Origin of the sequence: Winogradskyella arenosi, assembly GCF_003337305.1 — a bacterium.
GTDB classification, from domain to species: Bacteria; Bacteroidota; Bacteroidia; order Flavobacteriales; family Flavobacteriaceae; genus Winogradskyella; species Winogradskyella arenosi.
Window position 1 is genome coordinate 142440 of record NZ_QPJO01000005.1, and the last position, 23759, is coordinate 166198.

21 protein-coding genes are annotated in these 23759 nt (G+C 32.1%); all 21 read right to left on the reverse strand.

What is annotated here, in order from left to right:
• Positions 1-97: 97 nt before the first annotated feature.
• Complete coding sequence (locus tag DFQ08_RS13900) at positions 98-1207, reverse strand: MraY family glycosyltransferase (RefSeq protein ID WP_114310643.1); 1110 nt, start codon at positions 1205-1207, stop codon at positions 98-100.
• 89 nt (positions 1208-1296) lie between these two features.
• Positions 1297-2046, reverse strand: coding sequence for a glycosyltransferase family 2 protein (locus tag DFQ08_RS13905; RefSeq protein WP_114310644.1), 750 nt, complete (start codon positions 2044-2046; stop codon positions 1297-1299).
• Positions 2047-2598 (reverse strand): WcaF family extracellular polysaccharide biosynthesis acetyltransferase, encoded by a 552-nt coding sequence (locus DFQ08_RS13910; protein ID WP_114310645.1) that lies wholly within the window; start codon positions 2596-2598, stop codon positions 2047-2049.
• Between the two features lie 16 nt (positions 2599-2614).
• On the reverse strand, positions 2615-3565 hold the full coding sequence (locus tag DFQ08_RS13915) for a UDP-glucuronic acid decarboxylase family protein (RefSeq protein ID WP_114310646.1): 951 nt from the start codon (positions 3563-3565) through the stop codon (positions 2615-2617).
• A gap of 4 nt (positions 3566-3569) precedes the next feature.
• Positions 3570-4730 (reverse strand): glycosyltransferase family 4 protein, encoded by a 1161-nt coding sequence (locus DFQ08_RS13920; protein WP_114310647.1) that lies wholly within the window; start codon positions 4728-4730, stop codon positions 3570-3572.
• 28 nt (positions 4731-4758) lie between these two features.
• On the reverse strand, positions 4759-5772 hold the full coding sequence (locus DFQ08_RS13925) for a glycosyltransferase family 4 protein (protein ID WP_114310648.1): 1014 nt from the start codon (positions 5770-5772) through the stop codon (positions 4759-4761).
• A gap of 231 nt (positions 5773-6003) precedes the next feature.
• On the reverse strand, positions 6004-7281 hold the full coding sequence (locus tag DFQ08_RS13930) for a hypothetical protein (RefSeq protein ID WP_147269480.1): 1278 nt from the start codon (positions 7279-7281) through the stop codon (positions 6004-6006).
• 495 nt (positions 7282-7776) lie between these two features.
• On the reverse strand, positions 7777-8883 hold the full coding sequence (locus DFQ08_RS13935) for a glycosyltransferase family protein (RefSeq protein ID WP_114310650.1): 1107 nt from the start codon (positions 8881-8883) through the stop codon (positions 7777-7779).
• Positions 8880-9896: a CgeB family protein gene (locus DFQ08_RS13940; RefSeq protein ID WP_114310651.1), complete on the reverse strand. Its 1017-nt coding sequence runs from the start codon at positions 9894-9896 to the stop codon at positions 8880-8882. Before DFQ08_RS13940 ends, DFQ08_RS13935 begins: the two co-directional genes overlap by 4 nt.
• Positions 9897-9905: 9 nt before the next feature.
• Positions 9906-10886, reverse strand: a complete 981-nt coding sequence (locus DFQ08_RS13945) for a hypothetical protein (protein ID WP_114310652.1) — start codon at positions 10884-10886, stop codon at positions 9906-9908.
• A gap of 5 nt (positions 10887-10891) precedes the next feature.
• Positions 10892-12328: an MBOAT family O-acyltransferase gene (locus tag DFQ08_RS13950; RefSeq protein WP_114310653.1), complete on the reverse strand. Its 1437-nt coding sequence runs from the start codon at positions 12326-12328 to the stop codon at positions 10892-10894.
• Position 12329: 1 nt separating this feature from the next.
• On the reverse strand, positions 12330-13439 hold the full coding sequence (locus DFQ08_RS13955) for a glycosyltransferase family 4 protein (protein ID WP_181858414.1): 1110 nt from the start codon (positions 13437-13439) through the stop codon (positions 12330-12332).
• 5 nt (positions 13440-13444) lie between these two features.
• Positions 13445-14395: a glycosyltransferase family 2 protein gene (locus tag DFQ08_RS13960; protein ID WP_114310655.1), complete on the reverse strand. Its 951-nt coding sequence runs from the start codon at positions 14393-14395 to the stop codon at positions 13445-13447.
• Entirely contained in the window at positions 14388-15293 is a 906-nt protein-coding gene (locus DFQ08_RS13965; RefSeq protein ID WP_147269481.1) for a glycosyltransferase family 2 protein, read from the reverse strand. Before DFQ08_RS13965 ends, DFQ08_RS13960 begins: the two co-directional genes overlap by 8 nt.
• Position 15294: 1 nt before the next feature.
• Positions 15295-16431, reverse strand: coding sequence for a glycosyltransferase (locus DFQ08_RS13970; protein ID WP_114310657.1), 1137 nt, complete (start codon positions 16429-16431; stop codon positions 15295-15297).
• Between the two features lie 57 nt (positions 16432-16488).
• A complete protein-coding gene (locus DFQ08_RS13975; protein WP_114310658.1) occupies positions 16489-17613 on the reverse strand; it encodes a glycosyltransferase family 4 protein in 1125 nt (374 codons plus the stop codon).
• Positions 17613-18497 carry a glycosyltransferase family 2 protein gene (locus DFQ08_RS13980; RefSeq protein ID WP_114310659.1) on the reverse strand — a complete coding sequence of 295 codons (885 nt, stop codon included), beginning with the start codon at positions 18495-18497 and terminating at the stop codon, positions 17613-17615. Before DFQ08_RS13980 ends, DFQ08_RS13975 begins: the two co-directional genes overlap by 1 nt.
• Entirely contained in the window at positions 18490-19944 is a 1455-nt protein-coding gene (locus DFQ08_RS13985; protein ID WP_114310660.1) for a lipopolysaccharide biosynthesis protein, read from the reverse strand. The genes DFQ08_RS13980 and DFQ08_RS13985 overlap by 8 nt, the downstream gene beginning before the upstream one ends.
• Before the next feature lie 371 nt (positions 19945-20315).
• On the reverse strand, positions 20316-21248 hold the full coding sequence (locus DFQ08_RS13990; RefSeq protein WP_114310799.1) for a GDP-L-fucose synthase family protein: 933 nt from the start codon (positions 21246-21248) through the stop codon (positions 20316-20318).
• A gap of 1 nt (position 21249) precedes the next feature.
• Positions 21250-22365, reverse strand: a complete 1116-nt coding sequence (gene gmd / locus DFQ08_RS13995; RefSeq protein WP_114310661.1) for a GDP-mannose 4,6-dehydratase — start codon at positions 22363-22365, stop codon at positions 21250-21252.
• Between the two features lie 563 nt (positions 22366-22928).
• Positions 22929-23723: a 3'(2'),5'-bisphosphate nucleotidase CysQ gene (gene cysQ / locus DFQ08_RS14000; RefSeq protein ID WP_114310662.1), complete on the reverse strand. Its 795-nt coding sequence runs from the start codon at positions 23721-23723 to the stop codon at positions 22929-22931.
• Between the last annotated feature and the right edge of the window lie 36 nt (positions 23724-23759).

Below are 23759 nucleotides of genomic sequence, written 5' to 3' on the forward strand. Positions count from 1 at the left end.
GTTTTTTGAGCATGGTAAATTATTTTAACAAGACCACAAATATAATGGTTTAAAGCGATTCAAAAAGTATTAGCATTCGCAATAGGTCAACACTTTGTTAAGCGCCAAAAGTTTTTATCCCAGCTTTAAACCAATTATATAAAAAGTAAAGCGAATAGAGTATGGTTCCACTTACCAGTAAGATGGCCAGTTGCCAATTAATGCCCCAATTTTTAAAGACAAAAGTTATACCTATAAGAACACAATTTGTAACTACAATAATAGCCGTGGTTTGTCTATGCGAAAAACCTAGAAACAAAAAACGATGATGTAAGTGATTTCGATCGGCCACAAAAGGGCTTTTCTTATGAATCACCAAACGAATAAAAAATATACGCAAGGTATCAAGTAAAGGGAAAAATAAAAATGCCAAAACTAAAATTGGAGAAGAGTTGCTATATAACGCATTGCTTGATAATTCGGATGTATTAATAAAACGGATTGCTAATACAGCAATTAAAAAACCTAAAATCATAGATCCTGTATCCCCTAAAAACATTTTATTACGTTTAGAAAAATTTAAAAAGAGAAACGGGACTATAGCACCAATGATTGAAGCCGCTAAAACAACCATACTTATATCACGATATCGATAAAACACGTAGGCAAATGCCACAACAGCCATTAAAGCTAAAGTTCCTGCTAAACCATCAATACCATCAATTAAATTAAAGGCATTAATGATTAAGATGTATACAAATAGTGTAAACATTACCGATACCCAATACGGCATTATGTAAATCTCTAAAATTCCTGAAAGACTTGCTATACGCGTATTGGTAAAAAGGATAAGTAATCCGGCTGCCAACAATTGGCCTGTAAATTTTTTCCGTGGCGACAGAATAAGAATATCATCTTTTAAACCTAAAAAGAACAATAAAGTAACACCACCTAAAATCAATAATAAGATTTTTGTATCTAAAACAGCACCTATAGTGGTCAAGGTGACTACAATCCCCAAATAAATACCAATTCCCCCTAGATTAGGCACACTACCTGAGTGGCTACTACGTCCTCCTGAAAAATCCATAAGGTTTTTAGATTTTGCTACATTTATTATAGCGGGAAAACTAGTACTAGAGACACAGAACGCGATGAGAATAGCTATTAAAATAAGCCAACCTATATGATCTTGGGGAACAAAATTTTCGAGTAATTCTTTTACCATTGGTATAATTCTACTTAATTTCCGGCAAATATCTGTTAATTTTTTGAAACCTAAGTCATTTTATTGTAATGATATTTAACACTTTATACTTAAGTTTTAAATTGCTTGAATTTACTTACATTTTTTTGCAAAATAGTGAGCCAACCCCCTGTTTTATTATCCTTTACAGCACGATAATCTTCTTTTGATTTTTGAATGATATTTTTCAAACTTTTATTACTAGCCCCCCCTACTCTCATTTTAACAATCGTCTTAGGAAGGTAGAAAAATCTCAAATCTTTCTGTTTAAAGATACGCAAAATAAAATCATAATCTGCCGCTATTTTAAACTTGATATTAAATGCTCCAAAGGTATCATAAACCTGCTTTTTAACATAAAGCGTTGGGTGGGCTGGCATCCACCCCTTTTTTAAGAGTTCAGGATTGAAAGGTTGACTAATCCAATTTCGAATAATTTTATTGGTATTCTCTAAGGCTACATAGTGTAAATCACCATACACCCCATCAACGCCTTGTTTTTTAAAAACTTCAACAATAGAGGCTATAACCTGTGTATCTGCCAAAAAATCATCAGAATGTACAAAACCAACAATTTCACCTTTTGCTTTTTTCACGCCTTTATTTAAGGCATCGTAAATGCCATGATCGGGTTCTGAGCTTAAGGTAATGTTATCATGTTTTTTTGCTGCTGCTTCAAGCTTTGTTAGCGTTTCTTGATTAGATCCACCATCTATGATGATGTATTCGATATCCGGATACGTCTGATTAAGCACCGAGGACATACAATCTTCAATCGTTTTTTCATTATTATATACCGCGGTAATAATGGAGACTTTCATTTAAGGCATTTTAATTTGACGTGATTTTACTTTTACAGCCGGATTTCCGCTATAAATACTATAAGGGTCTAAGTTTTTAGTAGCGACAGCCCCCAAACTGAGTACCGCGTGACTCTCTAAGGTTACCCCAGGTGCCACACTAGCTTTGGCCCCTACCCAACTCCCTTCTTTTAAGTGAATAGGAGCTGTAAACAAATCAAAACTTGTGGTTTTATAATTGTGGTTCCCACAGAGCAATAATGCTCCCTGTGATACACAAACATGATCTTCTATGGTCACCTTATCTAAATTATCGATCCAAACGGATTCTCCTATCCAACAATGGTTACCAATCTGTAACTTCCAAGGGTATTTTATAGTCACTCTTGGTTTAATAACAACTCCTGTTCCTATTTTAGCACCAAATTGCCGTAATAAAAATACTTTAAGCCCTGATGAAACATTCCAGCCTAGCTCAAAAAAAAAGCAACTGATATAATACCACAGAACGCGTTTTAATTTTGAACCAGGATTATACCAACTATTGTCGTATTTTGATAAATCTGTTCTCAAAGCTTAAAATTATATATTAGGCTTTATTAGATTTAATTAAGCCATCAAAATAATTAATTGTTTTTCCTAAGCCTTCTTTTAAATGCACTTTAGGCTCCCAACCATTTAATTCTTTCTTTGCTAAATCGATAACGGGTTGACGTTGCATCGGATCATCTTGTGGTAACGGTAAATGGATAATTTTAGACTTCGAATTTGTTAATTCAATAACTAATTCTGCGAGTTCTAACATGGTAAACTCCACAGGATTCCCAATATTAACAGGCCCTACAAAACCATCACGACTCCCCATCATACGAATTGTTCCTTCCACCAAATCATCAACATACTGAAAACTTCGTGTTTGAGTCCCTTCACCAAAGATTGTAATATCATCGCCTTTTAGAGCTTGCATTATAAAATTAGAAACCACACGTCCATCTTGAGGGTGCATTCGCGGTCCATAAGTATTAAAAATTCTAATAATTTTAATATCTACCTCATTTTGTGTGTGATAATCCATAAATAGCGTTTCCGCACAACGCTTCCCTTCATCGTAACAAGAGCGCAAGCCTATAGGATTTACATTTCCCCAATAGCTTTCTGGTTGTGGATGTACACTCGGATCGCCGTACACCTCGCTTGTTGAAGCTTGCAATATTTTTGCCCCTACACGTTTGGCTAAACCAAGCATATTAATAGCCCCCATCACAGAGGTTTTTATTGTTTTTATAGGATTATACTGGTAATGTACAGGCGATGCTGGACAAGCCATATTATAAATTTCATCAACCTCAATCATATAAGGGTTAATAATATCATGACGCACCAATTCAAAATAATGATGATCCATAAGGTGTTCAATATTAGTTTTAGATCCCGTAAAATAATTATCCAGACAGACCACTTCATTCCCTTCGTTCAGTAAACGTTCGCATAAATGCGAGCCTACAAAACCGGCACCACCAGTGATTAAAATTCTCTTCATGAAATTATTTAATATTCTCGTTCAAAAATAAGGCTTTATTTTGTTCTATTAACTCTGGATTTTCTATAAATTCATTTGCATAAATATATGACCGGTTCGACCATTTATTATATTCTAGTTCAGACATTTCACAAAACTTCTCTATAACCTTTACAAAACCATTTTCTTTTTCGAGAGGTACATCATAACCAAGCTCTTTAAGTTCCAAGTTAAGCCACGGTGTTTGGTCTGATATAATAACAGGACAACCATTCTGCCAAGACTCCATGATAACATGTCCAAAATTTTCGCCATAGGTAGGTAAAAATAGTACGTGTTCTGTTTTTAACAGCTCTGATAATTTATGATTAGGCACAGCCCCCAAATAATTGACACTAATATGCTCTGGCATTTTATCTATCAGTTTCAAACATTTTTCCCAATACATTTTATCTTCTATTGGTCCAATAATAGAATACCTAACCTTAAACTCAGGTTTTATTTTTAAAAGCGCTTCAAGTGCGCCAAATAAATTTTTTTTAATAGCAATTCTAGAGAGATAAAACAAATGAATTTGATTCGCATTTTTTTTCTTTTCAATAAGAGCATCCGTTCTTATTGAGGATAAATTGGGTGCTAAAAGTATACGACGTCTTATACCAAAATGTTCTATAATTTCATTTTTTTCACTTTCGGCTGTTGCATGCCACACAACTTTTTTATGAAGTCCCATAAATCTGAATAATTTCAGAAACAAAATCTTTTTTAACGGCTTTATAGCTAAAGCTCCTTTGCCGAGCATTCCTCTTGTTGCCAATACACGTTTTATTGGTTTATTACGTAAAAGCCAAAATGGCAAAAGTGTGTATTTTACAGAAAATAGCGAATTAAAGTAAACAACATCAAATGAATTTTCAGATAAAATCTTTTTAAAAAATGACTGGTTTTGATGATTTGCATCTAGATACATGACTCGATAACCATTTTTATACACCCATACATTAACATCTTTAGTTTTTAAATTTAAAGTTTCTTCTAAATCTGTATTAGAAGTAATAATCGATATATCGAATTCATCCTTTAGTCTGTTTACCAAATTAGAGATCGACTGAATTGGCCCACCCGCCTTATAAGCAGGCAAATACCAATCTACAAAAATCCATAATTTTAATTTCTCATTAATCATAACAACACGACCCTTCTTATATTACATATTATTCTAAGTTCATCATATTTGATGTCCTACTTACTTCCTGATAAACATCCATATAGTGTTTCGCTACGGTTTCGATACTAAAACGCTCTACATTACGCAAACCTTTTTGAATCAAAGTACGTCGTAAATTTTCATCTTCGATAATTTTAATAATCCCTCCTCTTATTTCATCTATACTATAAGGATTTACTAAGAGTGCGGTTTGAGCAGCTACTTCTTTCATGGCGCCTAAATTAGAAGTAATAACAGGCCTACCTATAGCTTGTGCTTCAATAATTGGCATTCCAAAACCTTCGTATGTTGATACAAAACATAAAAGGTGACAAGCCTTATACTCAGCTATAACATCCTGAATATCTAAATTAAATTTATAGGTTATCTCTATATTAAACTTTGCTGCTAAATCCTTTTGATCCTTAGTGGGATAACCAATTAAAACTACTTCACAAGGAATATCTTTTAAACTTTCTAAAACGCGACATAAATTTTTATTTGGTTTGGTACCTAATAACAAAATCTTAGGTTTACTTTGGTTAAAATGATATTCCCTAAATTCAAATAATGGATTCACAGGATTATACACCACCCTAATTTTATCTTTTGCAAAAGGAATGATTTTCACAAGTTCCTTTTTAGTAAATTCTGAAATTACAGTAATTCTGCCAACAAATAAAGCTGGTAACCAAAACCAAAACAATTTCAAATACATTTGTTTAATAAAAGAACCTTTTACAATAGAATTTACATCATGAATTGTTAGGATAGAATTTCTTCCTGTTACTATACCCATATACTGAACATCTCCTGTAACGTGATAAATATTATTAGCTTCTTTATTAAAGAATCTCAAGTTTAACCAAAGTACTTTAGGACTTCCACCGGAAAAATTAAGATTTGAAATTGATATCAGATATTTCAATCCTATATTTTGTGAAAGGTTTTCAAAAACACCTTCTATACTATTGTATTTAGGATCCCGTTTTCTGAATATAAAGCTTATGGTTTCTTTCATTTATCTAAATTCCATATATTAAGTTAGCTATATGAAAAGGAAAGGTTAATACCATCGACTATGACAAATAGTTGTTTAATACAAGTTATAATTACTTATCAGATATATTAGCTTGTCTCCTACCTAATCTACGTGAATAATTTTTACACAGAAATTCTATACATTCTTAATTATTGTAGCCTAAATTTCAATATACTAATATATTGAAATTGCGAATTTCGTAAATTATAATTAACGATTTTCTGCATTGACAAAGTGCAAATTTAAAACTTTCTTGGTAAACCATAGAAATAAAAAAACTAAAACTAATGATTTGACTAGGTGATTTAATACCACTACAAGTTCTGTTTCTGCTTTTACAACTTGAAAAAATATTAGCGGTAAGAAAAACAATATTATAATGTTATTTTCAATTTTTTTAAACAAAAACAACCATACCCAACCTAATAAATACCCCCAAATACCCATAAAAAACATACCACCTACTTTTCCGTAATTAGCATAACCTTCTCCAAGCATACTCATACCCATTGAAGTAGAGCTACCTAACATAATACCAGTGTATTTTTCAAAATTCTCAACACCACCTGCAATCTTTTTATTAGGATTTAAAAAGCGCGGTAAAGCTGACGCTATTATTGCATCTTTTACTGTAGCTCCACCAGCATAAGCTTGTACTCTAGGTGTATGGTCCATAATAGCACTAATAATCCACCCTTGATTCAAACGCACATTTAACTCTTCTTGTTCTTCAGTGTTTTTTGTTAGTCCACCAGAGAGACGTTTGCTTAAAATATCGATAAATAATGTGGTATAACTTCCGCTAAACCCTTGCCAAACCAATGTTCTATAATCAGATTTAACGGCCTGTATCATGGTGCTTATGAAAAAGCCAGTGATTAATATTATAATATTCAATTTGAATGAAGGCTTTGTCTTATAGGCCCAAAACATATAAAAAAATGTACTCCATAATATTAAATCATGAAATAAAGCATTTTTTAATGAAGTAAACACTAATAATATAATAGCTAAAAAGAACACATACCGATGCCATTTCTTTTTTGAAAAAAATAAAAGTATTGCTCCTACAAATTTAAAATTGGCCAATAAAAAGAAAATAAATTTCAGTCCTCCTGGCGCTACTGACCTTATAATTTCTGATATAAAACCTACAGCGACTAAAATAACGGCATAATTTGAATATTGATAAAATGTATCAATCGGAAATTGTTTCTTTTTTAACTTACTTAACCCAATAAATACAACAATCATCATCGTTAAATAAGCTGGTACTGCATATTGCATGTATTCTACTTCATCTACATACATATAATATTTAAAATGTTGAAAACTCGTCCTATATTCTATATAAGGTCCAACTATCCATTGTAAACCAGCAATCAAGAGTAACAGTTCTAATATAGGAATAGAATTACCTAAGGCCTTTATAAACCTATAGCCTATATAACAAACAGTTATTATTCCTAGAAGTGACCAAAACATCATATTTATATTCTATTATTAAAGACACATATTCGTACCTATCACTTATATGGCTAAAGTCTATTTAAACAAAGACTTTTTTAGGTCATCATTCAAGTAATTTGACTAATTTAGGTTCAATTAGAAAAGCTAATATCTATTAAAAGTATAAGATTTTAAATTCACAAAATATTTCTGCTATCATAGCATAATATGAATATGTAAAGATATTGTTTTTCTATTAACACATTTCATATTTAGGGCACTTAAAAAAATAGTAGATAATTCGTTAACCAATTATTTCATAAGCTAAGAAATTAAAAATCTTCTTCTATTGCAAACCTTAAAATCATTACTAAAATTTAAACCTTATTAATTAAACTGGATAACACGTATTTTAGAAAGCTAATCTAAAGTTATAAAATTATTGACACATATCATATTATAGCACCCTTCATGTTGTCAAAAAACATCTAGGCATTGATGAGCCGAATTTGTATTAATATAAAATCAACTATTTTATTTAATTAATGGAATAATGAGTGGTTTTAAAGCTTGGTCAGCAATGTAGATACACTTCTTATTTTGTTTCTCATTAAAAACAACATTTAAATAATTAAAATCTATTATTTTTTCAAAGTTTATAGAAACAACATCTTCATTTTCATATCTTCTTATACCTAACATTTTATTTGGATACCATACTTGCAAATTACAAACCAAATATTCAAATAACTTGTTAGGCGCATTATATTTAAAATTATCAGTTTGTGCTTTGTAAAGAATAATACCCACATCGTAACTTCCGAGCACATTGGGTAAATTATCATATTCCACACCTTGATCGTAAAAGTTAATAAATAAACAATTAATCGAGTTTAGATATTTTGCGGTATCCTTGTGTAAATTATAAGAATAAATATCAAAAATCACATTCCCTTCTTGATTTTGTACCCAAGTACAAAATTCTTTTATATAAGTAGCTTCTAATGAAAGTGAGCCAACATATACTATTCTTAATTTTTCATCTTCTAAACTTATTGACGTTGAAATTTCCTCCCACTTTTTTGGTGGGTAATTGGGTAGAATTTTCATTTTATCTTTTGACAAGCCAGGGTTATCTTCCAAAAATAATTGAACCCGATCCTCGTTTGTTTGAGAAATCCAAATAGCCTTGTGGTACAAGTACTCTGTTTCGAACTTATGATATAAACGGTTTAATTTCATCCCTTTTTTGTACCACTCTTTATTAAAGTACTCATGGTGATGTATGTACAACTCCTTATATTTACCAAAAACACGCATATACCAATACACAGGCCATGCAGAATAACTTTCATAATACAAAACACGCTTTGGATTAAGTACTATTAAGCCAATTAAACAGTTAATATTAAAAAACAAATATTTTAAAAGACGAAAAGCAATATGTGTTTTAGGGTTTACCAAAGGGGCTCTAGAAATATTAGACAAACCACTATTTGTATATATACTTCGGTTTTTTACATTTTTTGTAGACCATACCTTGACTTTTACTCCTTTTTCTTTTCCTATTACATCTAAAAAATTTGTTACAGGTGGATAATATTCCAACGGTAAATAATGTATGACTGCGATTTTTTTCATCTCAACACTTTATTTAAAAGACGCTTTATAATACTCTCATAGTCGAACCCTTTTTTATGGACGCAATCAAATCCGTTGGTTGTTAAGGTTTTGAGTTTGGCGTTGTTGGACTTATAATACTTTACTTTAGAAATTAAATCATCCAAATCTTTATAAAAAACAACCTCTTTATCATTATAAAAATTGCTAGTTTCTATATTTTTTTCCGTTAACAAAGCGGTGCCACAGGCTGGAATTTCGAAGGTACGCGTGGTGTGAAGTTCTGGAAAATGTTTAGACAACAAGCCCAGAGCAAACTTTGAAGAGGAAATTAATTCGCTATACGCACCACTATAAACAGCTTCTCCTAAAAAAATTAAGTTGTTATCGGCTTTATGTTTTTCTACAAAAGCTCCCCACCCTTTTCCTACTAATTTCAGTTTTAAATTTTCTTTAATAATGCGCTCTGCAATAACGAGTCTTGAGGGTTCGGCTAAACCTATAAACACAATGGCGTCGTCCTTATCTTCAAAACTATGTTTTGGTTGATGTATATCCTTATCAAAACCTTGAGTTGTTAATATAATTTTTTCTTTTTCAACTTTCTGTTCATAAAATTCTAACTCTGCACTCTTTGTTGTAATCACAAAATCATACCAATCTATTGATTTAAAAAACAGTTTAGACTGGTTGGCATAAAACCCCATATCTGGCGTAAAATGTACAAGTTTTTTAGTTCTAGCTCTTAGTAGTTTTAGGGTTTTAGGTTGTATAAACACCCCTTTATCCACCCAAATTAAATCGAAATCTGAAAACGTCTTTAATTTTTCGCTAATAAACGTGTTCACTTTAGCTATAAGTGGTCCTATTTTATAACGAAACCCTAAAGAGCGCCATACTTTAGTTGTTCTAAAGAATGGTATATGTGTATCTATAACCTCAAACACATCGGGTTCTAAGATACTTTGAATGGTCACTGCACGCATTTTGCTTGTTGTGCCTTCAGTATGTTGTCCTATATATAATACTTTCATTTTATAAGTCTACAGTACTGTATTTAGAAATTGAGTCATTTTTATAGCTCCTTTACGGTTTAAATGAGAAGCATCACCAAAATAGCCATTAGATAAAAGAAAAAGCTCTGATTTAAATTCCACTTCTGGAAATTCTTGCTTTAGTGAATTCATATAATTTTTATAATTATTTATAAATGCAGTTGATAATTGATTATAAGACGCTTTATTATATGGCATATTAACATAAACCACATGAATATTATTCGCTTGTGCTAACTTAAAAAGTTCTTTTAGTGCTGTAGATATGGTGGAATTCACAATAAAATCTTCTTCTTTAGTTTCTTCATTTAACGCATTAGAAAAGGCATCTTTACCGTACAAATAATACCCTTTATTTTTTACCAAATCACTATAAAACGACCTATTAGGTTTATTTCTACGAAACTTAGAAGAAGTAATGCTTTCTTGAAAGTACAATGGGCATTTTAACAAAATTAGATAGGCTTTAATTCTAGATGTGTACTGCTCAAAATATGACAGCTCAGAGGGGTGTATTTCCCAAAAAGCATCATTTTTATAATTAAAAGTATTATGAATCGTATTAACATCATTTATATTAAGATAAGAATACCTCAACGAGTTAATAAAATAATATTCTGAACTCATTAAATGAAGAGCCCCATACGATACTATTAAAGTATCTATAGACGCCCCTTGCTTCATAAGTTTTTCCAATTGAAAATAGCCCTCAATTGGAGAACTACCTAATAATGCCCCATTAATAGTTGTTTTAGTTAAACTATCAGGAACAAAACCAGCTTGTGCTCTACTATCACCTATAATAATAGTATTTACACCAAAAGCGTTGTGTTCTATAAGCTCCTTTCCATATTTAAATATAGAAAACGACTGATCCATATAATACTCCGGAAAAGCGATGACAATCCCAGTAATACAGATGTAACTTAAACTAAGTAATAAAACGGTTCTTTTTAAATATTTTACCATGACTGTTAAAATTGAAAATAGATAAACTCTTTCCCCGAGCTATGAGAAATATAAATTAATGCACTTAATATAACATAGCAACCATATCTTAAACTTCGATACTTAAACAACGAAAATTTTTCAATAGCAAATTCTTGATTACGCCCAAACCACTCTATAACCATAAACAAACCGACAAGTAAAATTGCAGTTTTAGGTAGAACCATTGGAGCACTAAAAAGGGACATAGAAAAAATTGAAGCTATAATTTCGAGTGCTTGTGTTATATTTTCTGATCTAAAAAATATCCATGCTAGTACCGTTAGTAAGAACGTTCCTAAAATTTTTAATGCTATAACAAAAGCATCTTTAATATTTGTATACGCAATCACATCTGTGTTATTTCTATTGATACCAAATACCATTAAGGGCACAAAATAAAAAGCATTTAAAGCACCCCAAGCAATAAAAGTCCAATTTGCACCATGCCAAAACCCACTAACTATAAAAATAATAAATACATTTCTTAATTTAAAAAACAAGTTACCTCTACTCCCCCCTAACGGAATATACAAATAATCTCTAAACCAAGTATTTAAAGAAATATGCCAACGACGCCAAAACTCTGCCATATCTCTAGAAAAATACGGAAAGGAGAAATTCTGCAACAGCTTAAATCCAAAAAGCCTAGAAGTTCCAATTGCTATATCAGAGTACCCCGAAAAATCACCATAAATTTGAAATGCAAAAAAGACGCCTCCTAACAATAATGTACTACCACTATAATCTTGATGATTATTAAAAATCTCATTAGCATAAAAAGCACAGCTATCGGCTATAACAACTTTTTTAACTAAACCCCATAAAATTTGTCGCATACCGATTACGCTATTGGCGTAACTAAACGTTCTTTTGGAATAAAATTGAGGCAAAAGATTAGTTGCTCTTTCTATAGGGCCTGCAACAAGCTGAGGAAAAAAACTAACAAAAGCTGCAAAGTCTATAAAATTATTGGTCGCCTTGATATTACCTTTATAAACATCTATGGTATAACTTAAAGTTTGAAATGTATAAAAGCTAATTCCTACGGGTAGAATAATATTTAGAGAAGAGGAACTAATAGATCCACCAAAAAAAGTAAAGGCATCCACAAAATTTTCTAGAAAAAAGTTATAATACTTAAAGAACCCTAGAAAACCTAAATTTACACCTATACTTATCCACAAAAGCAACTTTCTATGGGCTATACCTTTTTGTTTTAATAATTGATTTCCTATTATAAAATCAACTAAAGTACTAAACGCAATTAAACTTAGAAATCGCCAATCCCACCAGCCATAGAACACGTAGCTGACTATTAATAATAGTAAGTTTTGTTTTTTTAAACTTTTATTAAACACAAACCAATACAGAGCAAAAATAATGGGTAGAAAAAGTCCAAAATCTAAAGAATTAAATATCAACTTAATTGGTAATTTTATTCGTTATTTTATGCAATACCATCTCCCATGTGTTATTTTTAATAGCATTATTTCTAGTGGTTTTTCTCATTTTAGAATACGATTCAGCATTGCTTAATAATAAATCCATTTTTTCAACCAATTCATCAACACTTCGAGGATCATTCAACAAATATCCTGTTTGTGCATTTAACAAGTATTCTGGAATGGCAAAACGATTTGATGCAATAGCAGGACAGCCGTGATACGCGAGCTCATTTATAACCAGCGTATTGGTATCTTTTAGTGTTGGATGCACAATCGCAAAGGCATTTTTAAATATTTTAATTAACTCTTTTTTCTCGTCTACTACATTCTTTCTAAAAAAGCCTAAATAGTCAATATTTGGTAAATCTAGAATTTTGTCCTCTGGTTTCTCACCGACAATCCAAAGCTTGGCACTAGGGTATTTTTCTTTTATTTTTTGAATAGCTTTTACTACAATTTCGCCGCCTTTTGGAATAAACTCCCTTGAAATAAACAAAAAGTTATATCCTTCTTTATAGCTATCTTCCTCTGGTATATCTATAAAACCTCCAACGCCTACATTAACAAAATTATCGCCGGATAAATTATAGGCTTTTTTCGTTTCTTCTAAAGCCCACTGCGATCTAAAAAACACCTTTTCTGCCTGTCTTAACCATGTTGCTTCTAATTTATAGATCCGTTCCAAATCTTCCTTTTTAAATTCAGATCGGTCATTATAAATCTCTACATAGGTAGCAAAACACGCATCATTAAAACAATAGTAGGGCTTATCTGGTTGCGTGCATGACCATTGTGTAAAGCCATGAAAAAAATAAGCATCAGCACCAGTATGTTGTGTTTCGTTTTTAAACTGACCTGCGATATGGGCTAATCTTCGATTTGAAAAATGGTGGTAAATACGCTTTGCATGCACTTTCTTTTGAAGAACAGATCGTAATTTATTTACAATATCAGGTTTAGCCTCAATATGGTGATACAAAACATCTTTATAATGATTTTTAAAATAAGAATATACAGCAAAATTCACACCTGAACCACCGCCACTAGACTCTTTTAAACCTGTATTTGTAATATAAGCTAATTTCAAAACTTTTATTTTAAGTTAAATATTTTCTTAATTTTAAGTGCATTATTAAACCCAATATATGAACTTAATTTTCTAAATTTAGCGCCACCTACAGGCCACATTTTTGAGAATCCTAGGGCATAAAACTCATTTTTTGCAATAGTCACTAATTCTGGAAACAAGCCATTAAATTGATAAATAAAATTTAAAAAATTAAAACCTAAACCTTCTTTTAATTCAGTTAATAACCCGGCTTGTATTGCTTGAGTTTTGTACGATCTATACGAGTTTAATAAACTTTCTGCTTTTTCAACACTTAAGGTATTAGATTGTGAAATACTATTAGGGTTTCCAGACCTATAAAACACCTTGGCAAGATTACTGTACTTAATGCAATCTGCTAATAATATAACACGGCTAAAGAACTCTCCATCTTGATTTATCAATAGCTTTTCGTCCCATTCTCCAGCTTTTTCTATTAACGGTCTTGGTGTAAGCCAAATAGACGTTTGTCCCATCCCTTTACCCTTCCAAGATTCATTTAACCATAAATAAGGGGTATCATAATCTTTATTGATAGGCTGCTGTTTCCAGGATACCGTATTTATATGCTCATAGAACCGTCCCCAAATTCCACTTGCTAAGGATGTATTTCCTGTTGCTTTTAATAGGGCTAACTGAGAAGCAATTTTATCTTCACTTAATAAATCATCGGCATCTAAGTACTGAATATAATCACCCGTACTTATCTCAAATCCATAGTTTCGTGCAGCACAGGCACCCTTTCTTATATTTTGCTTAACTATAATGTTTTCATCCTGTAAGGCTAAGGCTTTTTTAAAAGAATCATCTGTAGAATGATCATCAATTATAATAATCTCTAAATTTTTATGCGTTTGACTCATGACAGAATCTAAGGTTTCCGCAATATATGATGAAGCATTATATAGCGGTATAATTACGGAAACTTTATCCATTATTTTCTTTTATTAAGTCTTGGTATTTTGTTAAACCATTGCCTTTCTCTGAACCAAAATAATATTTTAGTGCCATAAATAAATACTTAGATAATTGAAAATTTAAATGTTTTAAGGCCAGTAAAGCGTGAAATAATTGTTTTTTTATAAGTCTTCGTTTAGCGAATTTAAATTGTTTAGGACTCAACAAATCATGCTGTAAAAACAAAAAATGATTATGAATCATATAGGGCTCTAAATTGCCTTTTATAGTTTTACTTTTTCTTGCGGTGGCTTGGCCTGGTCGTTTTCTCCATTTCGCAAAAGGTTCTGAAAGTAATACTACGTTATGCTGCAAGGTTAACGAAAGTCTAATAAAATCATCACCTGAAATAATGCCCTTAGGAAACCCGTTAAATTCTTTATGAACTATTGCGGTTCTAAAAATGTTTCTCGCAAATGACATATTTATTTCACTTTGATTTAAAAAGTGATTTTGTAAAATTTCTTTTGACGTTTTTAATTTATATTTAGAATCACCTAGCTCGTCTATAGGTCTCACTATACCAAACCCTGCTTCAGGATATTGCTCCATTAACATTACAGCATCACATAAACCATTGGTGTTTAGCAAGGTATCATCGCCATCTACAAAAATAAAATAATCGCCTTTTGCAAGGTTTATAGCCTTAGTTCTATTGGCGTATTCACCAAGGTTAACCTTATTTTCAAAAAGCCGAATTCTATCGTCTGATTTATTTTTTATGATGTCTAAACTGTGATCCGTAGAACAATCATCACAAATAATTAATTCAAGATTATTATACCTACTATTTAATACGCTCGTGATGGCTTCATCTAAAAATTCAGCAGAATTATAGACCACCATAATTATTGAAACTAAAGGGCTTGTACTCAAATCAATCCGTTTTTATTGTGTTTTTTAATAAATTCAATATTTTTTCTGCTCGTTCCTCAGAATTACAGATAGATTCAATATGTGTTTTTCCTTGTTTACCCATGCGTATTGCCAAATCTGGGTTAGACAGTAAACACATCATTTTTTCAGCCATTGTCTCATAATCAAACTCACGTACTAAATACCCTGTTTCACCATCTATGACGTTCTCAGGAATACCATTATGCAGTGTAGACACAACAGGAATCTCTAGTAATGCTGCTTCAGCTAAACTTATAGCAAAGCCCTCTTGATCGCCGTTATTAGAGGTCACCGAATGCTGTACATATATTTTAGCATCTGTTAGAAGCTTCATGGCATCGGTATGTTTTATTGCACCATTCATTTTAACACAATCTGCTATCCCTAAAGTTTTTATACGCGCTAGACAATCTGAATATAAAGGGCCATTACCTACTAAGTTTAAGTTAGATTTAGGAAACTTTTTAAGAACCAAATTAAATGCTTCTATTAAAGCTAATGGATTCTTTTTGGATGTTAATCTTCCTATACTAATAAAATCTATGGCTTTATTTGTAAATTCTTTTAACTCAATTTTTGGCATGGTTACCCCTAATCTGATCACTTTTATTTTGTGCTCTGGGCAGCCGTTTAACACTAATAAGCGTTTTATATGATGCGATGCAGCAATGACATAGGACACATATTTAAATAATTTTTGAAGATCCTTTTTATAACTATTATCGTTGAGTTGAGATGTGATATCATAGCCATGAAAATGTACTGTAAATGGTTTTTTACTTGCTATTAAAGCAGGTAAAATTCTAACGGCATTAGTACCATACTCAATATAAACCGTATCACAATTATCTAAGAATGGCTTCACTTTTTTAGAGGCCATTTTTTGTTTTATATTATGATTTATTTTTTTGCCTCTGCTTTCTAAGAAATAATTTAAATAATAGTCTAAACGAAATGGAATCTTATTACTTAATATTTGGCACGCCAATTCGTCTTTATAAAACAATTCCGTTTCAGACACTAAGCTTAAGTCTGTTAAAGTGTTTAAACGTTTAGCCAACTCCAATATAAAGGTTTCACTTATACTTATCCCGCCTACATAATATAATACTTTCATCTTTAAGTTCTATTAAAATCCATTGTTGCTATGTAAAATGTATGTCACTACTATTCATTAATTATTAATAATTTGAATATAATTAGCCACTACATGCGCCCAAGTAAAACTATCGGTAAAACGACTATACGCCTTGTCTGCTAATACTTTCATCGCCTCTTTATTTTCCAAAGCATCTATAATAGTTTCTGACAGTTTGCTAACGTCTTCACAATTTATTTTAATAGCGGTATCACCAACCTCTTCGGGTATTCCTCCTTTGTTTCCAACAATCATTGGTATACCTGATGCCATGCCCTCAATTACAGAAAGCGGACAAGGGTCATTCCAAATAGAAGGTATACAATACAATGCTACTTGTTTAAACAATTTAGGAACATCATTATGGTTTACATAGCCAAGAAAATCAAAGTTTTCAGTGTCCTCCTTAATAATGTCTTTAAGTGAAGTCACAAAAGGCGAATCTTCCATTTTTCCGAAACCAGCACTGCCTGCAATAATTAATTTTACACTAGGAATCTTGTTTTTAACTAATAAAACTGCTTGGATTAATTGTTTGATGCCTTTTGTTTCATCTAAGCGTCCTATAAATAAAATTTGGTTATTATTTGCTGGTTCTGTCCGTTTAAAATGTTGAGGATTACTTCCATTTAATAACACCGCGCATTTTTCTGAAAAATCTAAATTATGCGCCGTTCCTTTCTTTAAAATACCTTCTTGAATATAACCACTTACTGAAATTATTTTATCACAATACGTATAAAGCTCCGTTATTTGTTTATTATTTAATCCCAAAACATGGTCATTATGCATGTGTAACATAACTTTTGCTTGTGGATTTAATCGTTTAATTATAGGAATGTAATTTGGTCGATTATGAACATGTATAATTTGAATCTTTTTTCTTCTAGCAAATAGTCCTGCTAAAATGACATAAGTATTATACTTTAAATGATGACCTATTTTTTTTCCTAGATATTTACTTAATGCAAGTGATGTTTTAGTTTTTATTTGTTTTAGATTATTGTCTTTGTATGGTGTGTCCGAATAAGGTGCGCATATTATTGTTTCGTATTGCTTTAATTCATCTGAAAATTCTTTTACCCATGTCGATATTGCCCCGCCATTCTTAGGGGAATAAAACTCTTCTTGTGGTAATATAAATGCATTTTTTTTAGCCATTACTTTTTTATTATAAATCTGTAGAGTTGCGATACTAGAAGATTATCAACATATTTATATCCTAAGAGTTTAAAGCCCAAAATAAATGTAGTCTTCACCTTATTACGATCTCCCATCATATTAGCATAGTATCTTGTTTTATTAAGTTTCTGCTTTACCGCGTTGCGATAACCAATTGTTTTTTTAACATCAGAGCTTAATAATGCACTCCATTTTTGTAATGATAATATATGCCCTTCGTACATTTTGTTGAAATTTGTTTTTGCACTTGTTTCATGTATTCTAATACGCACATCGGTGGAATGAGTAGAAACAATAGTCATGTTAGCTAACTTTAACCTGAACCACAAATCCATATCTTCACAGGCATAAAGTTTTTCATCCCATCCGCCAAGCCTATTAAAGCATTCTTTTTTAATGGTAACGGAGCTTGGCGCTAACATACTATCTACCCAAAAATCGAATAGCGATTGCGGATTTAGATTTGCTTTTTCGTTCATAAATTCGGCCGCTTCATTAAACCAAGTATAATTACTGTAAACCAAATCACAATTGTGTTTTTTTATAGCATTAATATGGTTTTGCAAATATTCTTTTTTCCACAAATCATCACTATCTAAAAAAGCCACATATGCTCCTTTTGCATTATCAATACCTATATTTCTTGCCTTTGAAACCCCTCCATTTTCTACATTTATAACTCGTAATTTATCGAATTTTTTCTGGAGTTGAGTTAATACTGCCATAGAATTATCTGTTGAGCCATCATTAACAACAATAATCTCAAACGTCTTATAAGTTTGATTACAGACAGACATAATTGTCTCTTCAATAAATTTAGCACCATTATAATTGGGTATAACTACACTAACCAAATCATCCATTGATTTTCTTATTTAATTTAGATTTTATAAAACCAATAATATATTGAAGTCCTATTGATTTTAAAAGCATATTTATTCCTACGAAAACAATAATATAAATACTACTTTTTAAAATAACGGCAACTATATTATTGAATTCAAGCACCTGATCTAAAAAATAAAACACAGTAATTAATAATAGAAACGGAAAAAAATGTTTCCCAATAACTGCTAGTTGTTCACTAATTTTTATATTAAAATATTTGTGCATTAGGTTCATATTAAAAATCAAGCCAATATTACCTAATATAAAACCTGCTATCAAAAAATAATTTAAGCCATAAAAATACGCTATAGGTATAGGAATTAATGCCATTACCTTTTTATAAACCTCTACTTTTAATAGCGCACCAGATTCTCCTCTACTTAAAACCGCAGGGGTTAAAACAGAACTAATAGTGATAGCATAAGTAAAAAAGCCAAATATTTTTAAAATTATTACACTCCCAATCCATTTCTCAGTATATAAAATAACGATTATTTCTTTAGCATTAATAACCAAAAGTCCTGATAATAAGAATGTGGAAAAACACGTAAAGCTTAAAATAGTTCGAAACAGTCTTTTTTGCCGTTCAATATCTTCATTAATTAGAGAGAAAGAAGGGAATAACACGCCTGAAAAAGCCCCGAACGCATACTGTATTGTAATTCTAACCAAAGATTTTGCTTTATAAAACAACCCTAAGGCAGCGGCATCAAATATTTTACCTATAATAATGGTATCTAGCCTATTAAAAAAGGTTTCAATAAAAACCGTTAAAGATTGTTTGTAACCAAACTTCCATAGATCAGAGACTGAATTTAAATTAAATTCAAAACTAGGGCGCCAAGAAGACATAATCCAAAGAACCAAGCTATTTAAAACCCAATTTAATACTTGTGAATATACCAAACTCCAAACCCCATAACCATTTAAAGCCAAAACAATACCGAATATGGCTGAAATGATACCTCCAATCATTTCGGAAACAAAAGGGGTTTTAAAATTAAGTTCTTTAGCAAATAACGATCGTTGTAAGGACGTTACACCTTTTATTAAAAACGTTACGGACATGACCTTACTTATATCTTCAAGTAATGGCATATCAAAAAAGCCTGCTATTAGACCTGCTGAAAAATACATGGCTAGTCCAAAAAACACACCCAATAGCATATTAATATAAAAAACAGTAGATTTCTGTTCTTGTGTCACTGACTTTCGTTGGATTATGGCTGAACCAAACCCCAAGTCAAAAATTGTATCACAGAAATACGCAAACACCATTGCCATTCCTATTAAACCAAAATCTTCTGGCTCTAATAGTCTGGCTAAAATTATAGAAACGATAAAGGTTCTAGCGTTACCGAATATTATTTTTAATAAATTCCAAGAAACCGCCTTTTGAGTAGATTTATTTAAATTTTTCAATTTTTATTACTAATGTTAAGTTTTATAATAAACTATTAGTGAAAATAAATTAATACGATTAACTATAAAGATAATCTCACATTGAATGGACTAATTAGGAGTTTCTAATATCTCTAACATCTACTCTGAAGCCGTATAATAACAATAACATGAAATTTCCTCATCTTTAAATTTCCCACTTACAACAACTCTTCCTTGCAAAAAAACTGACAATTAGGTATTTGAACAAGGTTTCAAGTAAGCACTTTGCTTAAATTCACTTTCATTTTTTTTTGTGTCATTACCTTTTTTAAATCACGGGATCACAATGCAACTGAGCCTGACATCTACGACGAGTAGCGGCGTTTATAATCAAATATTTTAATATGTTCCTATGTATTACAGTTTTCCAAATACCACTTATAAGCCCATACAATCCCCTCATCTAAAGCAACTTTTGGTGCCCAACCTAGACTTCGTAACTTAGAACTGTCCATCAGCTTACGAGGAGTACCATCGGGTTTGGTAGCATCCCAAATTATTTCTCCTGTATGGCCTACACTATTTTGAATGGTTTCTGCTAAAGCTTTAATGGTCACATCAGTCCCGGTCCCCACATTATACAAGTGTTCTGGCAATACGTTTTCTACGGCAAAGAGCACGGCTTGGGCTAAATCATCGACATGTAAAAACTCGCGCATCGGCGTACCACTACCCCATAAGCTTACTGGCGCATGATTATTGGCTTTAGCTTCATGGAATTTACGAAGCATTGCTGGTAACACGTGAGAACTCTTTAAATCGAAATTATCATGAGGCCCATAAAGGTTAGTTGGCATTAAACTCACAAAGTCTTTGCCGTACTGCTTTCTTATAGCTTCACAAGCTTTTACGCCCGCTATTTTAGCAATAGCATACCACTCGTTTGTTGGCTCTAAACTGTCGGTAAGTAAATACTCTTCTTTTAAAGGTTGCGGCGCAAATTTGGGATAAATACATGAGCTTCCTAAAAATATAAACTTTGAGATCTCTGCTTTATGAGCCGCATCTATCAAATTATTCTGAATCTGAAGATTCTCCATTAAAAATGGATAAGGATTTTCATTATTCGCTAAAATCCCCCCTACACGGGCTGCGGCATCAATAAGAACATCCGGTTGTTCTGTATCAATAAAATCAATAACCGCTTGTTGATGTCGCAAATCAAGTTCCTTGCTGGTTTTTCCAATTAAATTAGTGTAACCTTTAGCCGTTAAAGCTCTCCTAATTGCAGATCCCACCATTCCACGGTGCCCTGCAATGTATATTTTTGAATCTTTAGTTATCTTATTCAAAATAATTCATGGTTTTATACCCGCCATCTTCAAGGTATTGTTGTTCTGTCATTAATTTTATATCACTCTCCATCATGTCTTTCACCAAGTCATTAAGATCATACTGACATTCCCAACCTAATTTCTTTTTAGCTTTAGAGGCATCACCTATTAACAACTCAACTTCTGTAGGTCTAAAGTAACGCGCATCAACCGCTAAAACTTCTTTACCTATTTCTAATTGATATTTTGGATTATCACACTGTACTACAAATGCTTTTTCATCTTCACCTTCGCCTTTAAATTCTAAAGTAATTCCAACCTCAGCAAAACTCATTTTTACAAAGTCACGAATACGAGTCGTTTTTCCTGTAGCAATCACCCAATCTTCAGCTTCATCAGCTTGAAGAATCATCCACATCATACGTACATAATCCTTAGCATGGCCCCAATCGCGCTGGGCATCTAAATTTCCTAAGTAAAACTTATCTTGTAAACCTAAGGCAATACGTGATACAGCTCTGGTAATTTTACGCGTCACAAAAGTTTCGCCTCGAATAGGCGATTCATGATTAAACAAAATTCCGTTACAAGCATACATGTTATACGCTTCTCGGTAATTCACTGTAATCCAATAGGCATACATTTTTGCCACAGCATAAGGCGAACGCGGGTAAAAAGGAGTCGTTTCTGATTGTGGTACCTCTTGTACTTTACCGTACAACTCTGAGGTTGATGCTTGATAAATTCTTGTTTTTTTCTCTAAACCTAATAATCTTACGGCGTCTAGTATACGTAAAGTTCCTAAACCATCGGCGTTACCTGTATATTCTGGAATTTCAAAAGAAACCGCCACATGACTCATTGCTGCTAAATTATAGATTTCATCGGGCTGAATTTCCTTGATTAAACGGATAAGGTTTGTACTATCCGTCATATCGCCATAGTGGAGATAAAAATTCTGATGATCTACATGCGGGTCTTGATATAAATGATCAATACGATCCGTATTAAATAATGACGAACGGCGCTTTAATCCATGAACCTCATAACCTTTCTTCAACAAAAACTCACTAAGATATGCTCCGTCTTGCCCGGTAACTCCAGTAATAAATGCAACTTTACCCATAAAAACTATTGAATATTACAGTAATAAATGAAAATTTTTTAAGTGCACAAAGCTAATAAATTATAAGACTTTGAAGTCATTCTTTTATGTAAAATGAAAATTAAATTTTTCAATAATCAACTCATTATAAAAACTTAAGCATTATAATTTATACTTTTATTAACACCTAATAAAGAAAATTACGAAACCCCTTTTTACTTAACACACTTATTTTAAAACCCCTACATAGAACACTTCCTATTTATAAGCTTTACCTTAAGTCCTTTTTTAATTTCGGAATGCTATTGCATATGCGTATTCTATAATATTGTAAAGCTCTTTTTAATAGCCTTGCCAACCAACATCAGTAGCAACGCGTTCTCTCTATTAAACGATAAACCGGTATCATTTTAAAATGCTTAAAAAAATATTCCCTCTAACAACTTACAATACTCATAGCGCTATAAAACAAAAAAATCACATACGGTTACATTAAGAAACCCTATGTAATTCTTTATTATTTAAATAAACCTCTATTTAAATGAGCATAAGACCTCTGAAGCGATCTACTACCGTAAACCGGTTTATTTGGCTTGCACTAAAAACCAATGGTTCAGTAACTCTTCTCTATTATACAACATGGGTTGTTTGGTCTCCCAATCTACAACCTCAAAACCAGCGTGTTCGCAAATGGCTTGTCCGGCGGCGGTATCCCACTCCATGGTCGGTGCAAATCTAGGATAACAATCGGCTGTTCCTTCGGCAACCATACAGAGTTTTAAAGAGCTGCCTTTAGAAATAAGGTTGACCTCACCATGTTTTTGGCGCATTTCATTAATATAATCTTCAGTTTCTGGAGACCTATGCGATCGGCTTGCGACCACGGTAAAGGTTTTATCCTCACGCGTAATGGGTAATTGCACTCCTTCTTCTAAAAGACTTTCAACCTTATAGTTCTCAAGATCTACCGTGACTTTGTAAGCCCCATCGGCACTCGTAGAAAAGTAAAGTTCTTTTAATACTGGTACATAAATGACCCCAATGGTCGTTTTTTGATTTTCAACCAAAGCGATATTCACCGTAAACTCTCCATTACGTTTGATAAATTCTTTAGTCCCATCTATAGGATCTACAATCCATAACTGATCCCAATCTTGGCGTTCCGAGTAAGGCAAGGCCTTACCTTCTTCTGAAAGTACAGGGATATTCGTGTTTTCTAAATAAGACATAATCACATTATGAGACGCAATATCTGCTTTAGTTAAAGGCGAATTATCCCCTTTAATTTCCACACCAAAATCGTCAGTATTATAGATTTCTAAAATAGCTTTACCTGCTTCAAGCGCCGCTTCGATGGCTGTATTTAAATTTTTATTCATGGATAATAAGGTAAGTATCTTAATTAAAAAAATAAT